At 65.9% G+C, this 20,293-nt stretch carries 9 protein-coding genes; 4 read left to right on the top strand and 5 right to left on the bottom strand.

The window, feature by feature from the left end:
• Positions 1-4: 4 nt before the first annotated feature.
• Both ccoO and ccoN read right to left on the bottom strand, forming a co-directional pair.
• Complete coding sequence (gene ccoO, locus L1P09_RS16840; RefSeq protein WP_009683894.1) at positions 5-613, bottom strand: cytochrome-c oxidase, cbb3-type subunit II; 609 nt, start codon at positions 611-613, stop codon at positions 5-7.
• Positions 614-626: 13 nt separating this feature from the next.
• Positions 627-2,051: a cytochrome-c oxidase, cbb3-type subunit I gene (gene ccoN, locus L1P09_RS16835; RefSeq protein WP_029885688.1), complete on the bottom strand. Its 1,425-nt coding sequence runs from the start codon at positions 2,049-2,051 to the stop codon at positions 627-629.
• A gap of 50 nt (positions 2,052-2,101) precedes the next feature.
• Between ccoN and L1P09_RS16830 the strand changes: the two genes are divergently transcribed.
• Positions 2,102-2,803, top strand: a complete 702-nt coding sequence (locus L1P09_RS16830; RefSeq protein WP_054882196.1) for an alpha/beta family hydrolase — start codon at positions 2,102-2,104, stop codon at positions 2,801-2,803.
• A gap of 134 nt (positions 2,804-2,937) precedes the next feature.
• Here L1P09_RS16830 and ppnP read toward each other — a convergent pair whose 3' ends face one another.
• Both ppnP and L1P09_RS16820 read right to left on the bottom strand, forming a co-directional pair.
• A complete protein-coding gene (gene ppnP, locus L1P09_RS16825) occupies positions 2,938-3,222 on the bottom strand; it encodes a pyrimidine/purine nucleoside phosphorylase (RefSeq protein ID WP_009684816.1) in 285 nt (94 codons plus the stop codon).
• Between the two features lie 73 nt (positions 3,223-3,295).
• Positions 3,296-3,847 carry an exonuclease domain-containing protein gene (locus L1P09_RS16820; protein WP_054905799.1) on the bottom strand — a complete coding sequence of 184 codons (552 nt, stop codon included), beginning with the start codon at positions 3,845-3,847 and terminating at the stop codon, positions 3,296-3,298.
• Between the two features lie 185 nt (positions 3,848-4,032).
• Between L1P09_RS16820 and L1P09_RS16815 the strand changes: the two genes are divergently transcribed.
• The gene (locus tag L1P09_RS16815; RefSeq protein ID WP_235767920.1) at positions 4,033-4,842 is read left to right on the top strand and encodes a substrate-binding periplasmic protein; all 810 of its coding nucleotides are present in this window, start codon (positions 4,033-4,035) and stop codon (positions 4,840-4,842) included.
• A 62-nt stretch (positions 4,843-4,904) separates the two neighbouring features.
• Positions 4,905-5,918 carry a GNAT family N-acetyltransferase gene (locus L1P09_RS16810; protein ID WP_235767919.1) on the top strand — a complete coding sequence of 338 codons (1,014 nt, stop codon included), beginning with the start codon at positions 4,905-4,907 and terminating at the stop codon, positions 5,916-5,918.
• Positions 5,919-6,161: 243 nt separating this feature from the next.
• Here the strand turns inward: L1P09_RS16810 and L1P09_RS16805 are convergent, their stop codons facing one another.
• On the bottom strand, positions 6,162-6,692 hold the full coding sequence (locus tag L1P09_RS16805) for an RNA polymerase factor sigma-70 (protein WP_009684812.1): 531 nt from the start codon (positions 6,690-6,692) through the stop codon (positions 6,162-6,164).
• 619 nt (positions 6,693-7,311) lie between these two features.
• On the opposite strand from L1P09_RS16805, the gene L1P09_RS16800 reads away from it, so the two are divergent.
• Positions 7,312-20,265 carry a non-ribosomal peptide synthetase gene (locus tag L1P09_RS16800; protein ID WP_235767918.1) on the top strand — a complete coding sequence of 4,318 codons (12,954 nt, stop codon included), beginning with the start codon at positions 7,312-7,314 and terminating at the stop codon, positions 20,263-20,265.
• Positions 20,266-20,293: the final 28 nt, after the last annotated feature.

The following is a 20,293-nucleotide window of genomic DNA, read 5'->3' as shown; positions in this document are numbered from 1 at the left end:
GCAATCACCTCTTGTTCTTGATCGCGGTGCCAAGCACCTGCAGGTAGGCCACCAGCGCGTCCATCTCGGTCTTGCCCTTGACCGCGTCGCGGGCACCGGCGATGTCGTCGTCGGTGTACGGCACGCCGAGCGTACGCAGGGTGCGCATCTTCACGTCGGTGTGGCTGTTATCCACCTGTTGGGCGACCAGCCAGGGGTACGCCGGCATCTTCGACTCCGGTACCACGTTGCGCGGGTTGTACAGGTGCGCGCGGTGCCAGTCGTCCGAGTAGCGGCCGCCGACCCGGGCCAGGTCCGGGCCGGTACGCTTGGAGCCCCACAGGAACGGGTGGTCCCACACGCTCTCGCCGGCGACCGAGTAGTGGCCGTAGCGTTCGGTTTCGGCGCGGAATGGGCGGATCATCTGCGAATGGCAGCCCACGCAGCCTTCGCGGATATAGATGTCGCGGCCTTCGAGCTGCAGCGCGGTGTAAGGCTTCATGCCTTCGACCGGCTTGTTGGTGACGTCCTGGAAGAACAGCGGCACGATCTGGGTCAGGCCGCCGATACTGACGGCCAACACCATCAGCAGGGCCAGCAGGCCAACGTTTTTCTCGATGACTTCATGTTTCATCAGGCAGGTCTCCTCAAGCCAGCTGGGCGTTCGCAGGGGCAGCATCAAGCGCCGGCGAACGCACGGTGCGCCAGGTGTTCCAGGCCATCAGGAACATGCCGCTGAGGAAGATCGCACCGCCGACGAAGCGCACGATGAAGCCTGGGTGGCTGGCCACCAGGGTTTCCACGAACGAGTAGGTGAGCGTGCCGTCGCTGTTCACTGCGCGCCACATCAGGCCCTGGGCAATGCCGTTGACCCACATCGAGGCGATGTACAGTACGGTGCCGATGGTGGCCAGCCAGAAATGCGCGTTGATCAGGCCGATGCTGTACATGCGTTCCTTGCCGAACACTTTCGGGATGGTGTGGTACAGCGCGCCTATCGAGATCATCGCGACCCAGCCCAGGGCGCCAGCGTGCACGTGGCCGATGGTCCAGTCGGTGTAGTGGGAAAGGGCGTTGACCGTCTTGATGGCCATCATCGGGCCCTCGAAGGTGGACATGCCGTAGAACGCCAGCGACACCACCAAAAAGCGCAGGATCGGGTCGCTGCGCAGTTTGTGCCAGGCCCCCGACAGGGTCATCATGCCGTTGATCATGCCACCCCAGCTCGGTGCCAGCAGGATCAGCGACATCACCATGCCCAGCGATTGCGCCCAGTCAGGCAGGGCGGTGTAGTGCAGGTGGTGCGGGCCGGCCCAGATGTACAGGGTAATCAGCGCCCAGAAGTGCACGATCGACAGGCGGTAGGAATACACCGGGCGTTCGGCCTGCTTGGGCACGTAGTAGTACATCATCCCCAGGAAGCCCGCGGTCAGGAAGAAGCCCACCGCGTTGTGGCCATACCACCACTGCACCATGGCGTCGGTGGCACCGGCATAGACCGAGTACGACTTGGTCAGGCTGACCGGCAGTTCCAGGTTGTTGACGATGTGCAGCATGGCCACCGTCAGGATGAACGCGCCGAAGAACCAGTTGCCCACGTAGATGTGCTTGGTGTTGCGCTTGATCAGCGTGCCGAAGAACACGATGGCGTAGCAGACCCAGACGATGGTGATCAGGATGTCGATCGGCCATTCCAGCTCGGCGTATTCCTTGGAGCTGGTGTAGCCCAATGGCAGGCTGATGGCCGCCAGCAGGATCACCAGCTGCCAGCCCCAGAAGGTGAACGCGGCCAGGCCGGGTGCGAACAGGGTGGTCTGGCAGGTGCGTTGCACCGAATAATAGGAGGTGGCGAACAGCGCGCAGCCGCCGAAGGCGAAGATCACCGCATTGGTGTGCAGTGGGCGCAGGCGGCCGAAGCTGGTCCAGGGGAGGTCGAAGTTGAGGGCAGGCCAGGCAAGCTGGGCGGCGATGAAAACGCCGAGCCCCATCCCGACGATTCCCCACACCACCGTCATGATGGCGAATTGGCGGACCACCTTGTAGTTATAGGCGGTACTGCTGGTTGTGTTCATGTATGGGTTCCCATCCACGGTTATTTGGCAGGCTTTACAGCGAGGCAAGCATGATTAATGGGCAAAGTGCCGGTATTGACGGGGATCAATGGGCGAAGGTCGGAAATGTTCCAGGCTTGCGCTGCGATCTTGCGCAGGTCGAGGGCGGGGAGGGTTACAAGGGCTGCCTGATCCTGGCCCATGGTGCCGGTGCGCCGATGGACAGCGGGTTCATGGACGAAATGGCGCAAAGGCTTGCGGCACTTGGGGTAGCGGTGCTGCGCTTCGAGTTCCCGTACATGGCCGAGCGCCGGGTTGGCGGTGGCAAGCGGCCGCCGAACCCGCAGAAGGTATTGCTGGAAAGCTGGCGCGAGGTGTACCGGCAGGTGCGACCTTTGGTCGCGGGCAACCTGGCGGTGGGTGGCAAGTCGATGGGTGGGCGCATGGCCAGCCTGCTGGCCGACGAACTGGGCGCCGATGCGCTGGTGTGCCTGGGCTACCCGTTCTACGCGGTGGGCAAACCCGAGAAGCCGCGCGTGGAGCACCTGGCCGGGTTGAAAACCCCGACGTTGATCGTGCAGGGCGAGCGCGATGCGCTGGGCAACCGGGAGGCGGTGGCTGGGTATGCGTTGTCGCCGGCGATCGAGGTGAGCTGGCTAGTGGCGGCGGACCATGACCTGAAGCCGTTGAAGGCTTCGGGGTTCAGCCATGAGCAGCATTTGCAGGCGGCTGCGCAGCGAGTTGCCAGCTTTTTGGCAGGCATACGCTTGTAGGAGCGGCCTTGTGTCGCGAAAGGGCCGCGCAGCGGCCCCGGCAATTCACGCGGCGAAGCTAAAAACTGGGGCTGCTTCGCAGCCCTTTCGCGACACAAGGCCGCTCCTACAACGAGCGTGCCAATAGCGAACAATTAATCGCGGTACTCGCACAGGTAGGCGGTGTCGACCTTCACCTGCAGCTGGAACTTGCTGTCAGCCGGTACATTGAACGTGTCGCCCGCCTTGAAGGTTTCCCAGTTGTCGCTGCCTGGCAGCTTGACGATCAACGCACCCGACACCACGTGCATGATTTCACGCTTGGCGGTGCCGAACTCGTATTCGCCCGGGGCCATCACGCCGACAGTGGCCGGGCCTTCTTCGCCCGTGAAGGCGATCGACTTGACGGTGCCGTTGAAGTACTCGTTGACCTGGAACATGGGCGTCTCCTGAAAAAGGGGAGGAAAAAGGGCTGGCCAGTATGCCCAAGCCCAATGGCCTCGTCATCTGCTTTCAGGGCCCGTCGGCGGGCAGGCTCAAGGGCAGCAGCCGCGCTGTATTGCGCGCATCTTCCAGGGCCCGGTGCTGCTGCCCGCAAAAGTGCATGCCAGCCAGTTGCAGGGCGCCGTTCAGGCCGGCAGGGCGCTGCAGGTGGCGGGCCTTGGCAAAGCGTTGCTTGAGGTTGATGTGCGCCAGCGTGCGCAGCAGGCTGTCCAGGCCGTGCAGGTGCCATTCCTGGTGCAGTTGCTGGCGGTCGTAGTCGCCCCAACTGACCCAGGCCTGCAACTGTTCACGATGCTGCCCGAGCCAGTGCTCGAAGCTGGCCCATACCTCGCGAAACGGCGCGGCCGCATCGACGTCGGCCTGGCTGATGTGGGTCAGCTCGCGACAGAACGGGGTCAGCTGCGGGCGCCGCCGCGGGCGCACGAAACGCTGGAAGTGGTCGACCTCACGGCCTTCGCGGGTGACCAGGCTCGCGCCGATTTCAATGACTTCCATCTCCGTGATCGGCCACCCACCCTCATCGGTGGTGGCCTCCAGGTCGATCACCAACCAATGGCCCATACCAGGCTCCCTTGCAGATCCTGCTAGAGCGTAGCCAAACTCGGCGCATCCGGCACCTCGTGGCATTTTGCCGCCCGTTTTGTCACCGCCAATGGCGTATCGAGGGGCACGAAAGCCGGAGGCAGCAGTTGTGCCGCCCCGGTAAAACGCCTAGCTTAAGCGAACCCAGGCATGAACCGTGATGAATGACCGCCTTTACCCTTGCGCCCGGCCTGAAGGCCTTGTCCACCCTCATGTTGCTGGCTGTTTACTGGTTGGCCGTACCGGCATGCGCGGCAGGCGCCATCGAGGTGAAAGTCGGTGCCGCGCATTTCCCGCCGTATACGGTGCGCCCCGAGCAGGGCGCCGATATCGGCTTGTTGCCGCAGTTGGTCGCTGCGCTCAACCGTGCCCAGCAGCGCTACCGCTTCGTATTGGTGCCCACTTCCATCCAGCGGCGTTTCAGTGACTTGCAGCAGGGCCGTACCGATATGGCCATTTTCGAGAACCCGCAGTGGGGCTGGAAGGAGATTCCCCATCAACAGGTGGACATGGGCCTGGAAGATGCCGAAGTGTTCGTGGCCCGCCAGGTGGACGGGCGCGCCCCGCATTACTTCGATGACCTGAAGGGCAAGCGCCTGGCCCTGTTCAACGGCTATCACTATGCGTTCGCCGGTTTCAACGCCGACCCGCGCTACCTGCGCAAGGCCTACAATGCGACGTTGACCTATTCACACGACAGCAACCTGCTGATGGTGCAGGCGGGCCGCGCCGACATTGCCCTGGTCACGCGCTCCTACCTCAGTGACTTCCTGGCACGTAACCCGTCCAGCCGTGCGCAACTGGTTGCATCGCAGCGCATCGATCAGGTTTACCACCACTACGCGCTGCTGCGGCCCGCCGCGCCCATAGGCGAGCGGTCGTTCGCTGAACTGTTGAGAGGTTTGCGTGATAGCGGTGAACTGGCGCGCATTTTCCAGCCTTACCGCATCACCGTCAGTGCGCCCGAGGACTAAATTGCCGCCGCGTGGCATCGTTCTCGACAGTGAGCCCTTTGTTCATTTCGCGAGACCCACCCATGCCCTTCGATGCCGCTTCGCAGCCACAGTCACCGCCACGTTGGCGCAGCCTCAGTGCCGAGGAGGGGGCCAACAGGCTGAGCCTGACCCTGGAGGGCCGCCCGCTGGCGCAGGTGCGCCTGCAGGCGGGCCCAACCTTGCAGGTACACCTTGAGCAGTTGTGCCCCGAGCGCCCTTATCAAGCCTTGTGGGCGGCCTGCTATTGGCTGTTGTCCCGTGACAGTGCCTGCCAGTGCCTGGTCTGGCACCTGCCCGAGGTGGTGCCGCAGGCATTGGCCAGCGGCCTGCTGCTGGTGGGCGATGTGCCTGGCCAGTACCTGTGCGAGCGCGCGCTGTTCTGGCAATTGCCGCAGCCCTGGCTGGGTGAGGCGCTGGCTGCCCCCTACCCGCAGCAGATGCAGATCAGCAACGGCAAGCGCCACCCGCGGCGGGCGCCCAAGCCCCGTGGCGAGGTCTATCGGCGCTTCGATGCGCGGCTGGGTAGCTGGGTGTCGCTGCGCACCCTGGACATCGAGCATGACCTGGAGCGCTTCAACCGCTGGCAGAACGACCCGCGCGTGGAGGCGTTCTGGCAGGAAAGCGGCACGCTTGCCCAGCACTGCGAGTACCTGGCCAAGCTGGAGGCAGACCCGCATACCCTGACGTTGATTGGCTGCTTCGACGATCAGCCATTTGCCTATTTCGAGGCTTACTGGGCCAAGGAAGACCGCATTGCACCGTTCTACCCGGCCGATGACTACGACCGCGGCATCCACATGCTGGTCGGGGAGCAGAGCCATCGTGGGCCCCACAAGGTCGCCAGCTGGCTATCGGCGCTGGTGCATTACCTGTTCCTGGATGACCCGCGTACCCAGCGGGTGGTCGCCGAGCCGCGTGCCGACAATGGCAAGATGATCGGCTACATGCACGACCAGTGCTTCCATTGCGAGAAGGAGTTCGACTTCCCGCACAAGCGCGCGGCGCTGATGATTCTGGGGCGGGAGCGGTTCTTCGATCGTTGCAGGCTCGCCTGATGGCGAGAGCTGCAAGCGGCAAGCGGCAAGCGGCAAGCGGCAAGCGGCAAGCTACAAGCTACAAGCTACAAGCTACAAGCTACAAGCTACAAGCTACAAGCTACAAGCTACAAGCTACAAGCTACAAGCTACAAGCAAAAGCCGATCGCGTTCTGCTTTGGCTTTTTCTTTTAACTTGTAGCTTGTAGCTTGTAGCTTGTAGCTTGTAGCTTGTAGCTTGTAGCTTGTAGCTTGAAGCTAGGGTCAGCCCTGCCGGTTGGCGGTCTTGCGGCAATGCACCAGGGCATCGCGGATCATGAAGTTGACCAAGGTCGGCGACACGCCCAGTTCCTTGGCGATGTCCTTCTGCGGTACGCCATGCAGGCGGTACATCTCGAACGCATAGCGGGTGCGCTGGGGCAACTGGTTCAGCGCTTCGGCTATATCGTCCAGCGCGGCCAGGTTGATGTGGGTGGCTTCGGGCGAGGCGTTCTGGATGACCACATTCAGGCCTTCCTCTTCGCTGCCGGAGTATCTCAGCTCCATCGCCTGCTTGCGGTAATGGTCGATCGCCAGGTTGCGCACGATCTGGAACAGGTAGCTCAGCTGCGCCTTGAACGACGAGGTTATCTGCGGAGCGGCGCTGAGCCGGAAGAAGGCGTCCTGCACCACATCTTCGGCACGCGAGCGGCAGCCGGTAATGCGCGCTGCAATCTTGACCAGAATGCTGCGGTTGTCTACGAAGGCCTGCAGTAATGGTGAATCGCACTTACTTGTGGATAGTTGTTCCGCCATGGAAATCACCTTGTCACAAAGGGGGAGGAGGCACCCGGGGCAGGGAAGCTTCCTACGACGTGCGACAAGCTATTCATAATGATAATGATTGTCAAATGCGAAATGTAATTGGTATCAGGAGTTTTCGATTCTTGCGAGGTCTGTCAGGGGGGGGCGTGGTGCCTGCCTGGAGAAAGTGTTGCGGCGACAAATTGCAGGCCATGACGGGGGTGTCGCCTGGGAGACCTAGCGCCGCCCGCGCGGCGCATCGCGAGCTGCGCTCGCTCCTACGTTTGTTTCGGGCCAGTAACGCCTGTGACAGGCGCGCGCGACCGCTTTGTTTGTACGGCGCGATATTGAGGCATGCACCAAGGCGTTCGCGCGCAAATCTCATAGGAATAATTGGCCCGAAACAAGCGTAGGAGCGAGCGCAGCTCGCGATGCGCCGCGCGGGCGGCGCTCGGTCTCCCAGGCGACCCCCCCGTCATGGCATGCCCGTCAATCCGCCGACCCCGCCAGCTCCGCTAATTTCTCCCGCCGCCCATCCGTTCCCCTGAGTACATCCCCGGCCGCCAACCGCTACCCGCCCATGTCCGCGGCGCAGTCGGCACGCCCCAACAGATACTGGCAGGAACACCCCATGACGGACGCCTTCGAACTCCCGCTCTCGCTGGTCCAGGCCCTGGCGCAACGCGCCGCGCAGACCCCGGACAGGATTGCCCTGCGCTTTCTCGCCGACGCCCCGCACGAGCAGGCTGTGCTCAGTTATCGGGAGCTCGACCAGCGCGCGCGCACCATCGCCGCCGCCCTGCAGGCACGCGCCAGCTTCGGTGACCGCGCGGTGTTGCTGTTTCCCAGTGGGCCGGATTACGTAGCGGCGTTCTTCGGCTGCCTGTACGCCGGCGTGATCGCAGTGCCGGCCTACCCGCCAGAGTCTGCCCGCCAGCACCACCAGCAACGCCTGCTGTCGATCATCGCCGACGCCGAGCCGCGCCTGCTGCTGACCGTGGCGGCGCTGCACGACAGCCTGCATGGCCTGGAAGCACTTGCCGCCGAGGCGGCGCCCGCGTTGCTGGCAGTGGATGGCCTGGACCCCGCCCTGGCCGACACCTGGCAGGAACCTGCCCTCAGCAGCCAGGACATCGCCTTCCTGCAGTACACCTCCGGCTCCACCGCACTGCCCAAAGGCGTGCAGGTCAGCCATGGCAACCTGGTGGCCAACGAACAACTCATCCGCAGCGGCTTTGGCATCGACCTCAACCCCGACGACGTGATCGTCAGCTGGTTGCCGCTGTACCACGACATGGGCCTGATCGGGGGCCTGTTGCAGCCGATCTTCAGCGGAGTGCCTTGCGTACTGATGTCGCCCAGATACTTCCTCGCCCGGCCAGTGCGCTGGTTGCAGGCCATCAGCGACTACGGCGGCACCATCAGCGGCGGCCCCGACTTTGCCTACCGCCTGTGCAGCGAGCGGGTCAGCGAGGCCTCGCTGGCCGGGCTCGACCTGAGCCGCTGGCGCGTGGCCTATTCGGGCTCCGAGCCGATCCGCCAGGACAGCCTGGCGAGCTTCGCCGACACCTTCAAGGCCTGCGGCTTCGACCCCCAGAGCTTCTTCGCCAGCTACGGCCTGGCCGAAGCAACCTTGTTCGTCAGCGGCGGCCGCCGTGGCCAGGGTATCCCCGCGCTTGCGCTGGATGCCGACGCCTTGGCTGCCAACCGCGCCGAGCCCGGTACCGGCAGCGTGCTGATGAGTTGCGGCTTCCCGCAGCCGGGGCACGCGGTACGCATTGTCGAGCCGCAACAGCTGCAACGGCTGGGCGACAACCAGGTCGGGGAAATCTGGGCAGGCGGGCCGAGTATCGCCTCGGGCTACTGGCGTAACCCAGAAGCCAGCGCGCGCACCTTCGTCGAAATGGACGGGCAGACCTGGCTGCGGACCGGCGACCTGGGTTTCATGCGTGAAAGCGAGGTGTTCGTTACCGGGCGCCTGAAAGACATGTTGATCGTGCGTGGGCAGAACCTGTACCCGCAAGACCTGGAAAAAACCCTCGAGCGTGAAGTGCAGGCACTGCGCAAGGGCCGGGTGGCGGTGTTCGCCGTCGAGCATCAGGGCGAGGAGGGCATCGGCGTGGCGGTGGAGATCAGCCGCAGCGTGCAAAAGGCCACCCAACCCCAGGCGCTGATCAACACCCTGCGCCAGGTCATCGCCGATGCCTGCCGCCAGGCGCCGGCGGTGGTGCTGCTGCTCAACCCAGGCGCGCTGCCGAAAACCTCCAGCGGCAAGCTGCAGCGTTCGGCCTGCCGCGTACGCATGGCCGAGGGCAGCCTGGACTGCTATGCCCAATTCCCCGAGCCGAGCGCCGCTGCTGCCACCCAGGCATCAGGCGATGCCTTGCAGGCGCGCATCGCGGCGGTGTGGCGCGACACCCTCAAGGTGCAGGCAGTAGCGGCAGATGACCATTTCCTGCTGTTGGGCGGCAACTCCATCGCCGCTACCCAGGCCACGGCGCGGCTGGCCGACGAACTGGGCATCGACCTGGGCCTGCGCACCTTGTTCGAGGCGCCGGTGTTGGCCGACTACAGCAACGCGGTGGCTGCGCTCATCGGTGCAGGCGCTGCCCAGGCCACAGCTATCGCGCCCCTGGCACGCGCCCAGGCGCTGCCCCAGTCGCTGGCGCAAAACCGCCTGTGGCTGTTGTGGCAACTGCAACCCCAATCGGCGGTCTACAACATTCCCGCCGGCCTGCACCTGCGTGGCGAACTGGACGCTAGCGCCCTGCAGGCCGCATTCCAGGCACTGGTGGCGCGCCACGAGTCGCTGCGTACCGTGTTCGCTGAAGAAAACGGCCAGGCGCTGCAGCGTATTCTGCCGCAGCAGCCGTTCAGCCTGGCCCGCCTGGACCTCGCAGGCCAGACCCCCGAGCAGGTCGCCGCCCAGCGTGAGGCCGAGGCCTGCCAGCCGTTCGACCTGACGCAAGGCCCGTTGCTGCGTGTGACCCTGGCCCGGCTCGACGATGAAGGCCATCAGCTCTGGGTGACCCTGCACCACATCGTGGCCGACGGCTGGTCGCTGAACATCCTGCTCGATGAATTCGCCAAGTTGTATGCCGCTCAGTGCCAGGGCCTGGAGGCAGCGTTGGCGCCGCTGCCCCTGGGCTACGCGGACTACGGCAACTGGCAGCGGCAGTGGCTGGCCGACGGCGAAGCCGAACGCCAACTGCAGTACTGGAAGGCCCAGCTCGGTGACGAACTGCCCGTGCTTGACCTGTGCACCGACCAACCCCGGGCCAACCAGCGCACATTCAGTGCTGCGCGTTTCAGCGTGAAGGTCCCCGCCACGCTCAGCCAAGCCCTCAAGGCCCTGGCTCAGGCGCAGCAGGCCAGCCTGTTCATGGTCCTGCTGGCCGGCTGGCAGGCACTGTTGCAGCGCTACAGCGGTCAGGCCGAGATCCGCGTCGGCGTGCCGAATGCCAACCGCCCGCGCCTGGAAACCCAGGGCATGGTCGGCTTCTTCATCAACACCCAGGTGCTGCGCGCGCAACTCGATAACCGCATGCCGTTCAGCCAACTGCTGGCGCAGGTGCGCCAGGCCACGCTCCAGGCCCAGGCCCACCAGGACCTGCCGTTCGAGCAGTTGCTCGAGGCCTTGCCGCAAGCCCGCGAGCAGGGCCTGTTCCAGGTCATGTTCAACCACCAGCAACGCGACCTGTCGGCACTGCGCCGCCTGCCAGGCCTGCTGGCCGAAGAGTTGCCGTGGCACAGCCGCGAAGCCAAGTTCGACCTGCAGCTGCACAGTGAGGAGGACCACCAGGGCCGGCTGAGCCTGGCGTTCGACTATGCCGACGAACTGTTCGAGGCCAGCACCATCCAGCGCCTGGCCGGGCAACTGCTGGCACTGCTGGAGCAAGTGTGCGCCGCGCCCGACCTGGCCCTGGCCGAGGTGCAACTGCTCGACGAGGCGGGCCGGCGCCAGTTGTTGGGCTGGGGCCAGGCCGAAGCCGCCGCGCCGCAGCAACTGCTGGTCGAGCAACTCAACGAGCAGGCCCGCCTGACCCCGCAACGTACCGCCCTGGTGTGGGCGGGCGGCAGCCTGGGCTACGCCGAACTGCACCAGCAGGCCAACCGCCTGGCCCACTACCTGCGCGACAAAGGTGTCGGTCCTGACACGTGCGTCGCCATCGCCCTCGAGCGCTCGCCGCAACTGCTGGTCGGCTTGCTGGCCATTCTCAAGGCCGGCGGCGCCTACGTGCCGCTCGACGTGGATTACCCCGCCGAGCGCCTGGCGTACATGCTGGCCGATTGTGATGCCGGCCTGTTGCTCAGCCACAGCAGCCTGGTGGGCAAGCTGCCACAGGTGGATGGCGTCAGCACCATCGCCCTCGACCAGCTGCACCTGGACAGCTGGCCCAGCCAGGCCCCCGGCTTGCACCTGCAAGGTGACAACCTGGCCTACGTCATCTACACATCCGGCTCCACCGGCCAGCCCAAAGGCGTGGGCAATACTCACGCGGCGCTGGCCGAGCGCTTGCACTGGATGCAGGCCACCTATGGGTTGGGCGACGAGGATGTGCTGCTGCAGAAAGCGCCGATCAGTTTCGACGTGTCGGTGTGGGAGTGCTTCTGGCCGTTGATCACCGGCTGCAGGCTGGTGCTCGCCGGCCCTGGCGAGCACCGCGACCCGCAGCGCATTGCGGCCCTGGTCCAGGCGCATGGCGTGACCACCCTGCATTTTGTGCCGCCACTGCTGCAGGTGTTTGTCCAGGAACCACAGGCCGCGGGCTGCGCCAGCCTGCGCCGGGTGTTTTCCGGGGGCGAGGCCTTGTCGGCGGCGCTGCGCGACCGGGTGCTGCAACTGCTGCCGCACGTGCAGCTGCACAACCGCTACGGCCCGACCGAAACCGCCATCAACGTCACTCACTGGCATTGCCAGGCCACGGACGGCGAGCGTTCGCCCATCGGCCGACCGCTGGCCAACGTGCTGTGCCGGGTACTGGATGACGAACTCGAACTCACCGCACCCGGCGTGCCGGGTGAGTTGTACTTGGGCGGTGCGGGCCTGGCCCGTGGGTACCTGGGGCGCCCAGGGCTTACCGCCGAGCGTTTTGTACCCCAGGCCGATGGCAATGGCCAGCGCCTGTACCGCAGTGGTGACCGCGCCCGTTGGCAGGTTCAGCTGCACGCGCTGGAATACCTCGGGCGCCTGGATCAGCAGGTGAAAGTACGGGGGTTGCGCGTTGAACCTGAAGAAGTGCAGGCCTGCCTGTTGGCGCAAGCGGGTGTCGAGCAGGCGCTGGTGCTGGTCCACAACGATGCGGTCGGCGCGCAACTGGTTGGCTACTACAGCGGCAGCGCCCAGGCCGAAGCCTTGTTGACGGTACTGGCCGAGCACCTGCCGGCGTACATGGTGCCGGCGCAGCTGATTGCCCTTGCGCACATGCCTCTGGGCCCCAGCGGCAAGGTCGACCGCAAGGCGCTGCCGGCCCCGGTGTGGCAGCAGCGTGAGCACGTCGAGCCGCAAACAGCACTGCAACAGCAGGTCGCTGGCATCTGGCGCGATGTCCTGAACTTGCCCCGTGTGGGGCTGCGCGATGATTTCTTCGCCCTGGGTGGCCACTCGCTGCTGGCCACACAGATCGTTTCCCGCACGCGCCAGGCGTGCGACGCGGAGCTGCCGCTCAAGGCCCTGTTCGAGGCCAGCGAGCTGGGCGCATTCTGTGCCGAGGTAGCCCGCATCCAGGGCAATGGCCAGCGTAACCTGCAAGGGCAGATCGCCCGCGTAGACCGCCGCCAGGCGGTGCCGCTGTCTTATTCGCAACAGCGCATGTGGTTCCTCTGGCAAATGCAGCCCGACAGCCCGGCCTATAACGTGGGCGGCATGGCGCGCTTGCGCGGCACCTTGCACGTCGAGGCGTTCGAGCGGGCGCTGCATGCGCTGATCGTGCGTCACGAAGCCCTGCGTACAACGTTCCCCAGCATCGACGGGGTGCCCTACCAGTGCGTGGCCGAAGACAGCGGCCTGCACCTGCACTGGCAGGACTTCAGCGCCTTGCCCGGCGCTGCCCGTGCGCACCGCCTGCAACAGCTGGCCGATGACCAGGCGCACCAGCCGTTCGACCTTGAGCGCGGCCCGCTGCTGCGCGCCTGCCTGGTCAAGGCCGCAGAGCGCGAGCACTTCTTCGTGCTGACCCTGCACCATATCGTGACCGAAGGCTGGGCCATGGACATCTTCGCCCGCGAGCTGGGTGAACTGTACGAGGCCTTTGTCGACGACCGCGAGTCGCCATTGGCGCCACTGCCGGTGCAGTACCTGGACTACAGCGTGTGGCAACGGCAATGGCTGGAAAGCGGCGAGGGCGCTCGCCAACTGGCCTATTGGCAAACGCGCCTGGGCACCGAGCACCCGGTGCTGGCGTTACCCGCCGACCGCCCACGCCCGGCGGTGCAAAGCCACCGGGGCGGGCTGTACCGCTTCGAGCTCGACCCGGCCCTGGTCGAGCGCGTGCATGCCTTCAACAGCCAGCGTGGCCTGACCCTGTTCATGACCATGACAGCCACCCTGGCTGCCTTGCTGCACCGCTACAGTGGCCAGCGTGACCTGCGCATCGGTGCGCCGGTGGCCAACCGCATCCGCCCGGAAAGCGAAGGGCTGATCGGCGCCTTCCTCAATACCCAGGTGCTGCGCTGCGAACTGGATGGGCAGATGAGCGCCAGCGCCTTGCTGGAGCAGGTGCGCCAGGCTGCCATCGAAGGCCAGTCGCACCAGGACCTGCCGTTCGATCAAGTGGTCGAGGCCCTGCAACCGCCACGCAGCAGTGCCTACAACCCGTTGTTCCAGGTGATGTGCAACGTGCAGCGCTGGGCCTTCCAGCAAAGCCGCAGCCTGGCCGGCATGCAGGTGGATTACCTGGTTAACGACGCCAGCGCCACCAAGTTCGACCTGTACCTGGAAGTGACCGACCTGGATGGCCGCCTGGGCTGCTGCCTGACCTACAGCCGTGACCTGTTCGATGAGCCGCGTATCGCGCGCATGGCCGAACACTGGCAACAGCTGCTGGTCGGGCTGCTCGACAACCCGCAACAGCGCCTGTGCGAGCTGCCGATGCTGAGCAGCAGCGAGCAGCAGCAACTGCTGGGCCAGTTGCAGGGCGACCCGCACTTGGGCCTCGGGCAGACCCTGCACGGGTTGTTCGCGGCCCAGGCCGCACGCACGCCGCAGGCCGGGGCGCTGACCTTCGCCGGCCAGCACCTGAGCTATGCCGAGCTCGAGCAGCGCGCCAACCGCCTGGCCCGGGCCCTGCGCGAACGGGGTGTCGGGCCGCAGGTGCGGGTGGGCCTGGCGCTGCAGCGTTCGCTGGAAATGGTGGTTGGCCTGCTGGCCATCCTCAAGGCTGGCGGCGCCTATGTGCCACTGGACCCTGAATACCCGCTCGACCGCCTGCGCTACATGATCGAGGACAGCCGTATCGGCCTGCTGCTGAGCCAGCGCGAGCTGCTGCAAAGCCTGGGCGAATTGCCCGAAGGTGTGGCGCGCTGGAGCCTGGAAGACGACGCAGCCAGCCTGGCGGCCTACAGCGCTGCGCCGCTGGACAACCTCAGCCTGCCGCAGCACCAGGCTTACCTGATCTACACCTCCGGCTCCACCGGCAAACCAAAAGGCGTGGTTGTCAGCCATGGCGAATTCGCCATGCACTGCCAGGCCGTGAGCGCCGCGTTCGGCATGCGCAGCGACGATTGCGAGCTGCATTTCTATTCGATCAACTTCGACGCCGCCAGCGAGCGCCTGTGGGTGCCACTGTTGTGCGGTGCGCGGGTGGTGTTGCGTGCCCAGGGGCAGTGGGGCGCCGAGGACATCTGCCAACTGGTGCGCGAGCAGCAGGTGAGCATCCTTGGCTTTACCCCAAGCTACGGGAGCCAACTGGCGCAATACCTGGGCGGCCAGGGCGAGCAGCTGCCGGTTCGCCTGGTGATCACCGGTGGCGAGGCGCTGACCGGTGAGCACCTGCAGCGTATTCGCCAGGCATTCGCGCCCCAGCAGTTCTTCAATGCCTATGGGCCGACCGAGACCGTGGTCATGCCGCTGGCCTGCCTGGCGCCAGAGGTGCTGCCCGCAGCGCTGGGCAGTGTGCCGATCGGCCAGGTCATCGGCAGCCGCACGGCCTACATCCTCGACGAAGACCTGGCGCTGTTGCCGCAAGGCGGTATCGGTGAACTGTATGTCGGCGGCGCCGGCCTGGCCCAGGGCTACCACGATCGCCCGGGCCTGAGCGCCGAGCGCTTCGTTGCCGACCCGTTCGGCAGCGCAGGTGGGCGCCTGTACCGCACCGGTGACCTGGTACGCCTGGGCGCCGATGGCCTGGTCGAGTATGTTGGCCGCGCCGACCAGCAAGTGAAAATTCGCGGTTTCCGCATCGAACTGGGCGAGATCGAAAGCCGTCTGCAGGCACACGCCGATGTCGACGAGGCAGTGGTACTGGCCCTCGACCTGCCAGGCGGCAAGCAGCTGGTGGGTTACCTGGTGTGCCAGCAGGCCGCAGCCGACAACGAGGCGCAGCACCGCCTGCGCGAAGCCGTGAAGGCCGAGGCCCGCCAGCACTTGCCAGACTACATGGTGCCTGCGCACCTGGTGCTGCTCGACAGCCTGCCACTGATGGGCAACGGCAAGCTCGACCGCCGCGCCCTGCCGCTACCGGACCTTGAGCACGCCCGCCAGCACTACCAGGCCCCTGGCGATGACGTGCAAGCTCGGCTGGCGCAGATCTGGGGCGAAGTGCTCAACGTCGCCCGGGTGGGTGTGCAGGACAACTTCTTCGAACTCGGCGGCGATTCGATCCTGTCGATCCAGGTGGTCAGCCGGGCGCGGCAGGCCGGGCTGCAGTTCACGCCACGCGACCTGTTCCAGCACCAGACCATACAGACGCTGGCCGCTGTGGCAAGGCAGAGCGAAGCGCACAGCAGCATCGATCAGGGGCTGCGCGAGGGCCAGGTTGGCCTGACGCCGATCCAGCACTGGTTCTTCGACAGCGAGGTGCCGCAGCCACAGCATTGGAACCAGGCGCTGCTGCTGGCCCTGCGCCAGCCGCTGGATAAAGCCACGCTGCAGCAGGCGCTGGCCGCGCTGGTGCAGCACCACGACAGCCTGCGCCTGCGTTTCAGTGCCGCCGCGGGCCGTTGGCAGGCTGCCTACACCCAGCCGGCTGAGGATCAGCTGTTGTGGGCTGCCACCGTCGCCGATTTTGCCGATTCCCAGGCGCTGTACAGCGATGTGCAGCGCAGCCTCGACCTGCAGCAGGGCCCGCTGCTGCGCGGCCTGCTGGTGACGGACGGCCAGGGCCACCAGCGCCTGCTGCTGGCGATTCACCACCTGCTGGTCGATGGTGTGTCCTGGCGTGTGCTGCTGGAAGACTTGCAGGCGCTCTACCGTGGCCAGCCACTGCCCGCCAAGACCCATGCCATGGGCGACTGGGCCGCGCGCCTGGCCAGCTATGCCGGCAGCGATTCGTTGCGTGATGAGCTGGGCTGGTGGCAAAGCCAACTGGGGGGTGCCCGCCGTGAGCTGCCCTGCGATCACCCGCAGGGCGGTAACCTGCACCGCCACGCGCTAACCCTGACGACCGGCCTGAACGCCGAGCAGACCCGGCAGTTGCTGCAACAGGCCCCGGCTGCCTACCACACGCAGGTCAACGACCTGCTGCTGACCGCGCTGGCGCGGGCCATGTGCCGCTGGAGTGGGGACGACAGCGTGCTGGTGCAGCTGGAAGGCCATGGCCGCGATGGGCTGTTCGAGGATATGGACCTGACCCGCAGCGTGGGCTGGTTCACCAATGCCTACCCGTTGAGCCTGCGCCCGGTGCCCGGTGAGGATGACGCCGCGCGGGCAGGCTCGATCAAACGCATCAAGGAGCAGCTGCGCCAGGTGCCGCACAAAGGCCTGGGTTACGGCGTGCTGCGCTACCTGGCGGACGCCGCCGGGCGCGAGCAGATGGCGGCCTTGCCGCAGGCACGCATTACCTTCAATTACCTGGGCCAGTTCGACCAGCAGTTCGACAGCGCGGCGCTGTTCCAGCCGCTGGATGCCCCGGCCGGCCTGGCCCACGACCCCGACGCGCCGCTGCCCAACTGGCTGAGTGTCGATGGCCAGGTGTATGGCGGCGCCCTGCAGCTGCGCTGGACCTTCAGCGCCGAACGCTACGACAGGCAGACCATTGCCGCGCTGGCCGAAGCCTACCGCCTGGAGCTGCTGGCATTGGTGGAGCATTGCCTGGCCGAGGGCAATGGTAGTTTCACCCCTTCGGATTTCCCGCTGGCGCACCTGACGCAAGCGCAGATCGACGCCCTGCCGGTGCCGGCAGCGCAGATCGAGGACGTGTACCCGCTGAGCCCTATGCAGGAGGGCATGCTGCTGCATACCCTGCTGGAGCCGGGCACCGGCCTGTACTACATGCAGGACCGCTACCGCATCAACAGTGCGCTGGACCCTGATCGCTTCGCCCAGGCCTGGCAGGTCGTAGTGGCGCGCCACGAAGCCCTGCGCGCCTCGTTCAGCTGGAACAGCGGTGAGGCGATGTTGCAGATCATTCACAAGCCGGGCGACCTGGCCGTCGACTACCAGGACTGGCGCGGGCTTGCCGAGGCTGCCCAGGAGCAACGCCTGCAAGCCTTGCACAAGCAGGAGCGCGAGGCGGGCTTTGCCTTGCTCAGCGAGGCACCGTTCCACCTGCGCCTGGTGCGCGTGGCAGACGAGCGCTACTGGTTCATGATGAGCAACCACCACATCCTGATCGATGCCTGGTGCCGCTCGCTGTTGATGAACGACTTCTTCGAGGTTTACCAGGCACTTGGCGAGGGCCGCCAGGCGCAGTTGCCGGTGCCGCCGCGTTACCGCGACTACATTGGCTGGCTGCAACGCCAGGGGCTGGACGATGCGCGGGCCTGGTGGCAGGCCAACCTGGCCGGGTTCGAGCGCGCCACGGCGCTGCCCAGTGACCGCCCATTGCGCCATGACCATGCCGGCAGCGGCATGGTCGTGGGCGACTGCCATACCCGCTTGCAGGTGAGCGAGGGCGTGCGCCTGCGCGAACTGGCGCAGGCGCACCAGCTGACCGTCAACACCTTTGCCCAGGCGGCCTGGGCCCTGCTGCTGGCGCGTTACAGTGGCGAGCGTGACGTGGCCTTTGGCGTGACCGTGGCCGGCCGCCCGGTCAGCATGCCGCAGATGCAGCGCACCGTGGGCCTGTTCATCAACAGCGTCGCGTTGCGCGTGCGCCTGCCGCTGGCCGGGGAGCGTTGCAGCGTGCGCCAGTGGTTGCACAGCCTGCTGCAAAGCAACATGGAGCTGCGCGAGTACGAGTACCTGCCCTTGGTGGCGATCCAGGAGTGCAGCCAACTGCCCAAGGGCCAGCCGCTGTTCGACAGCTTGTTCGTGTTCGAGAACGCCCCGGTGGAAACCGCGGTGCTCGACCATGCGCAGCACCTGAACGCCAGCTCCGACTCGGGCCGTACCCACACCAACTTCCCGCTCACGGCGGTGTGCTACCCCGGCGATGACCTGGGCCTGCACCTGTCTTTCGACCAGCGCTACTTCGACTATCCGACCGTCGAGCGCCTGCTGGCCGAGTTCAAGCGGCTGTTGCTGGCGCTGGTAGAGGGCTTTGCCGGGGAGGTGAGCGAACTGCCGTTGCTGGGCGCCGAAGAGCAGCGCTTCCTGCTGGAAGACTGCAACAGCACCGAACGGGCTTATCCGCTGGAGCAAAGCTACGTTGCCCAGTTCGAAGCGCAAGTGGCCGCGCACCCGCAGCGTGTCGTTGCCCGCTGCCTGGAAGCCGCCTACGACTATGCCGGTCTGAACCTGGCCGCCAACCGCCTGGGCCACGCACTGATCCTGGCCGGCGTGAAGGTCGACCAGCCGGTGGCGCTGCTGGCCGAGCGCGGCCTGCCGCTGCTGGGCATGATCGTTGGCAGCTTCAAGGCCGGCGCCGGCTACCTGCCGCTGGACCCTGGCCTGCCAGCGGCGCGCCTGCAAAGCATCATCGAGCTCAGCCGCACGCCGGTGCTGGTGTGCAGCGCCGCCTGTGCCGAGCAAGGGCGGCAACTGTTGAGTGCGCTGCCCACGCAGGCGCGCCCGCAACTGCTGGTGTGGGAGGAAATCCAGGCCAGCCAGGTCGCCAGCCACAACCCTGGGATTCACAGCGGGCCGGACAACCTGGCCTACGTGATCTACACCTCAGGTTCCACCGGCCTGCCCAAAGGCGTGATGGTCGAGCAGCGCGGCATGCTCAACAACCAGCTGAGCAAGGTGCCTTACCTGGGCCTCAGCGAGCAGGATGTGATAGCCCAGACGGCGTCGCAGAGTTTCGACATTTCCGTATGGCAGTTCCTGGCTGCGCCGTTGTTCGGGGCTACCGTGCAGATCGTGCCGAACGCCATCGCCCATGATCCGCAGGGCCTGCTGGCGCATGTGCAGGCCAGTGGCATCACCGTGCTGGAAAGCGTGCCATCGCTGATCCAAGGCATGCTGGCCAACGACCATCAGGCGCTCGATAGCCTGCGCTGGATGCTGCCAACCGGCGAGGCCATGCCACCGGAGCTGGCCGCGCAGTGGCTGCAGCGCTACCCGCAGGTGGGGCTGGTGAACGCCTATGGCCCGGCGGAGTGCTCGGATGACGTGGCGTTCTTCCGGGTCGATGCTGCCTCGACTCAAGGCGCCTATTTGCCGATCGGCACGCCGACCGACAACAACCGCCTGTACCTGTGCGGGGACGATCAGGCACTGGTGCCGCTGGGCGCGGTGGGTGAACTGTGCGTGGCTGGCACCGGCGTTGGCCGTGGCTACGTTGGCGACCCGGTGCGCACGGCGCTGGCCTTCATCCCGCACCCGTACGGTGCGCCGGGCGAGCGCCTCTACCGTACTGGCGACCTGGCGCGGCAGCGCCCGGACGGTGTGCTGGAGTACGTTGGGCGCATCGACCACCAGGTGAAGATTCGCGGTTATCGCATCGAGTTGGGCGAGATCGAGGCGTGCCTGCACGAACAGGCACAAATCCGCGATGCTGCCGTGGGGGTACAGGAGGGTGCCAATGGCAAGCACTTGGTCGGTTACCTGGTTGCGCACCAGGGCATTGCCGGGGACGCAGAATTGCTGGAGCGGATCAAGCAACGCCTGCGCGCCGAGTTGCCGGAGTACATGGTGCCGTTGCACTGGGGCTGGTTCGACAGCCTGCCGCACAATGCCAACGGCAAGCTGGACCGCAAGGCCCTGCCAGCCATCGACATCGGCGGCCAGCACAGCCAGGCCTACCAGGCACCGCGCAATGAGCTGGAAGACGTACTGGCGGGTATCTGGGCCGAGGTGCTCAAGGCTGAGCGGGTCGGGGTGCACGACAACTTCTTCGAGTTGGGCGGGCACTCGTTGCTGGCCACGCAGATAGCCTCGCGGGTGCAGAAGCAGTTGCAGTTGAACGTGCCGCTGAGGGCGATGTTCGAGTGCAGTACCGTGGCGGAGCTGGCCGAGTACGTGCAGGGGCTGCAGGGCAGTGCGCTGGATGACGACAAGGTCGATCGGCTAAGTGACCTGATGGCGGAGCTGGAGGGGTTGTAAACCGCAGGCTATGCCCCTGCCGCCAATG

This window comes from Pseudomonas juntendi, from assembly GCF_021560075.1.
Lineage (GTDB): Bacteria > Pseudomonadota > Gammaproteobacteria > Pseudomonadales > Pseudomonadaceae > Aquipseudomonas > Aquipseudomonas juntendi.
The sequence above is the reverse complement of the archived record's forward strand: the minus strand, read 5'-3'. Positions and strand labels throughout refer to the sequence as shown.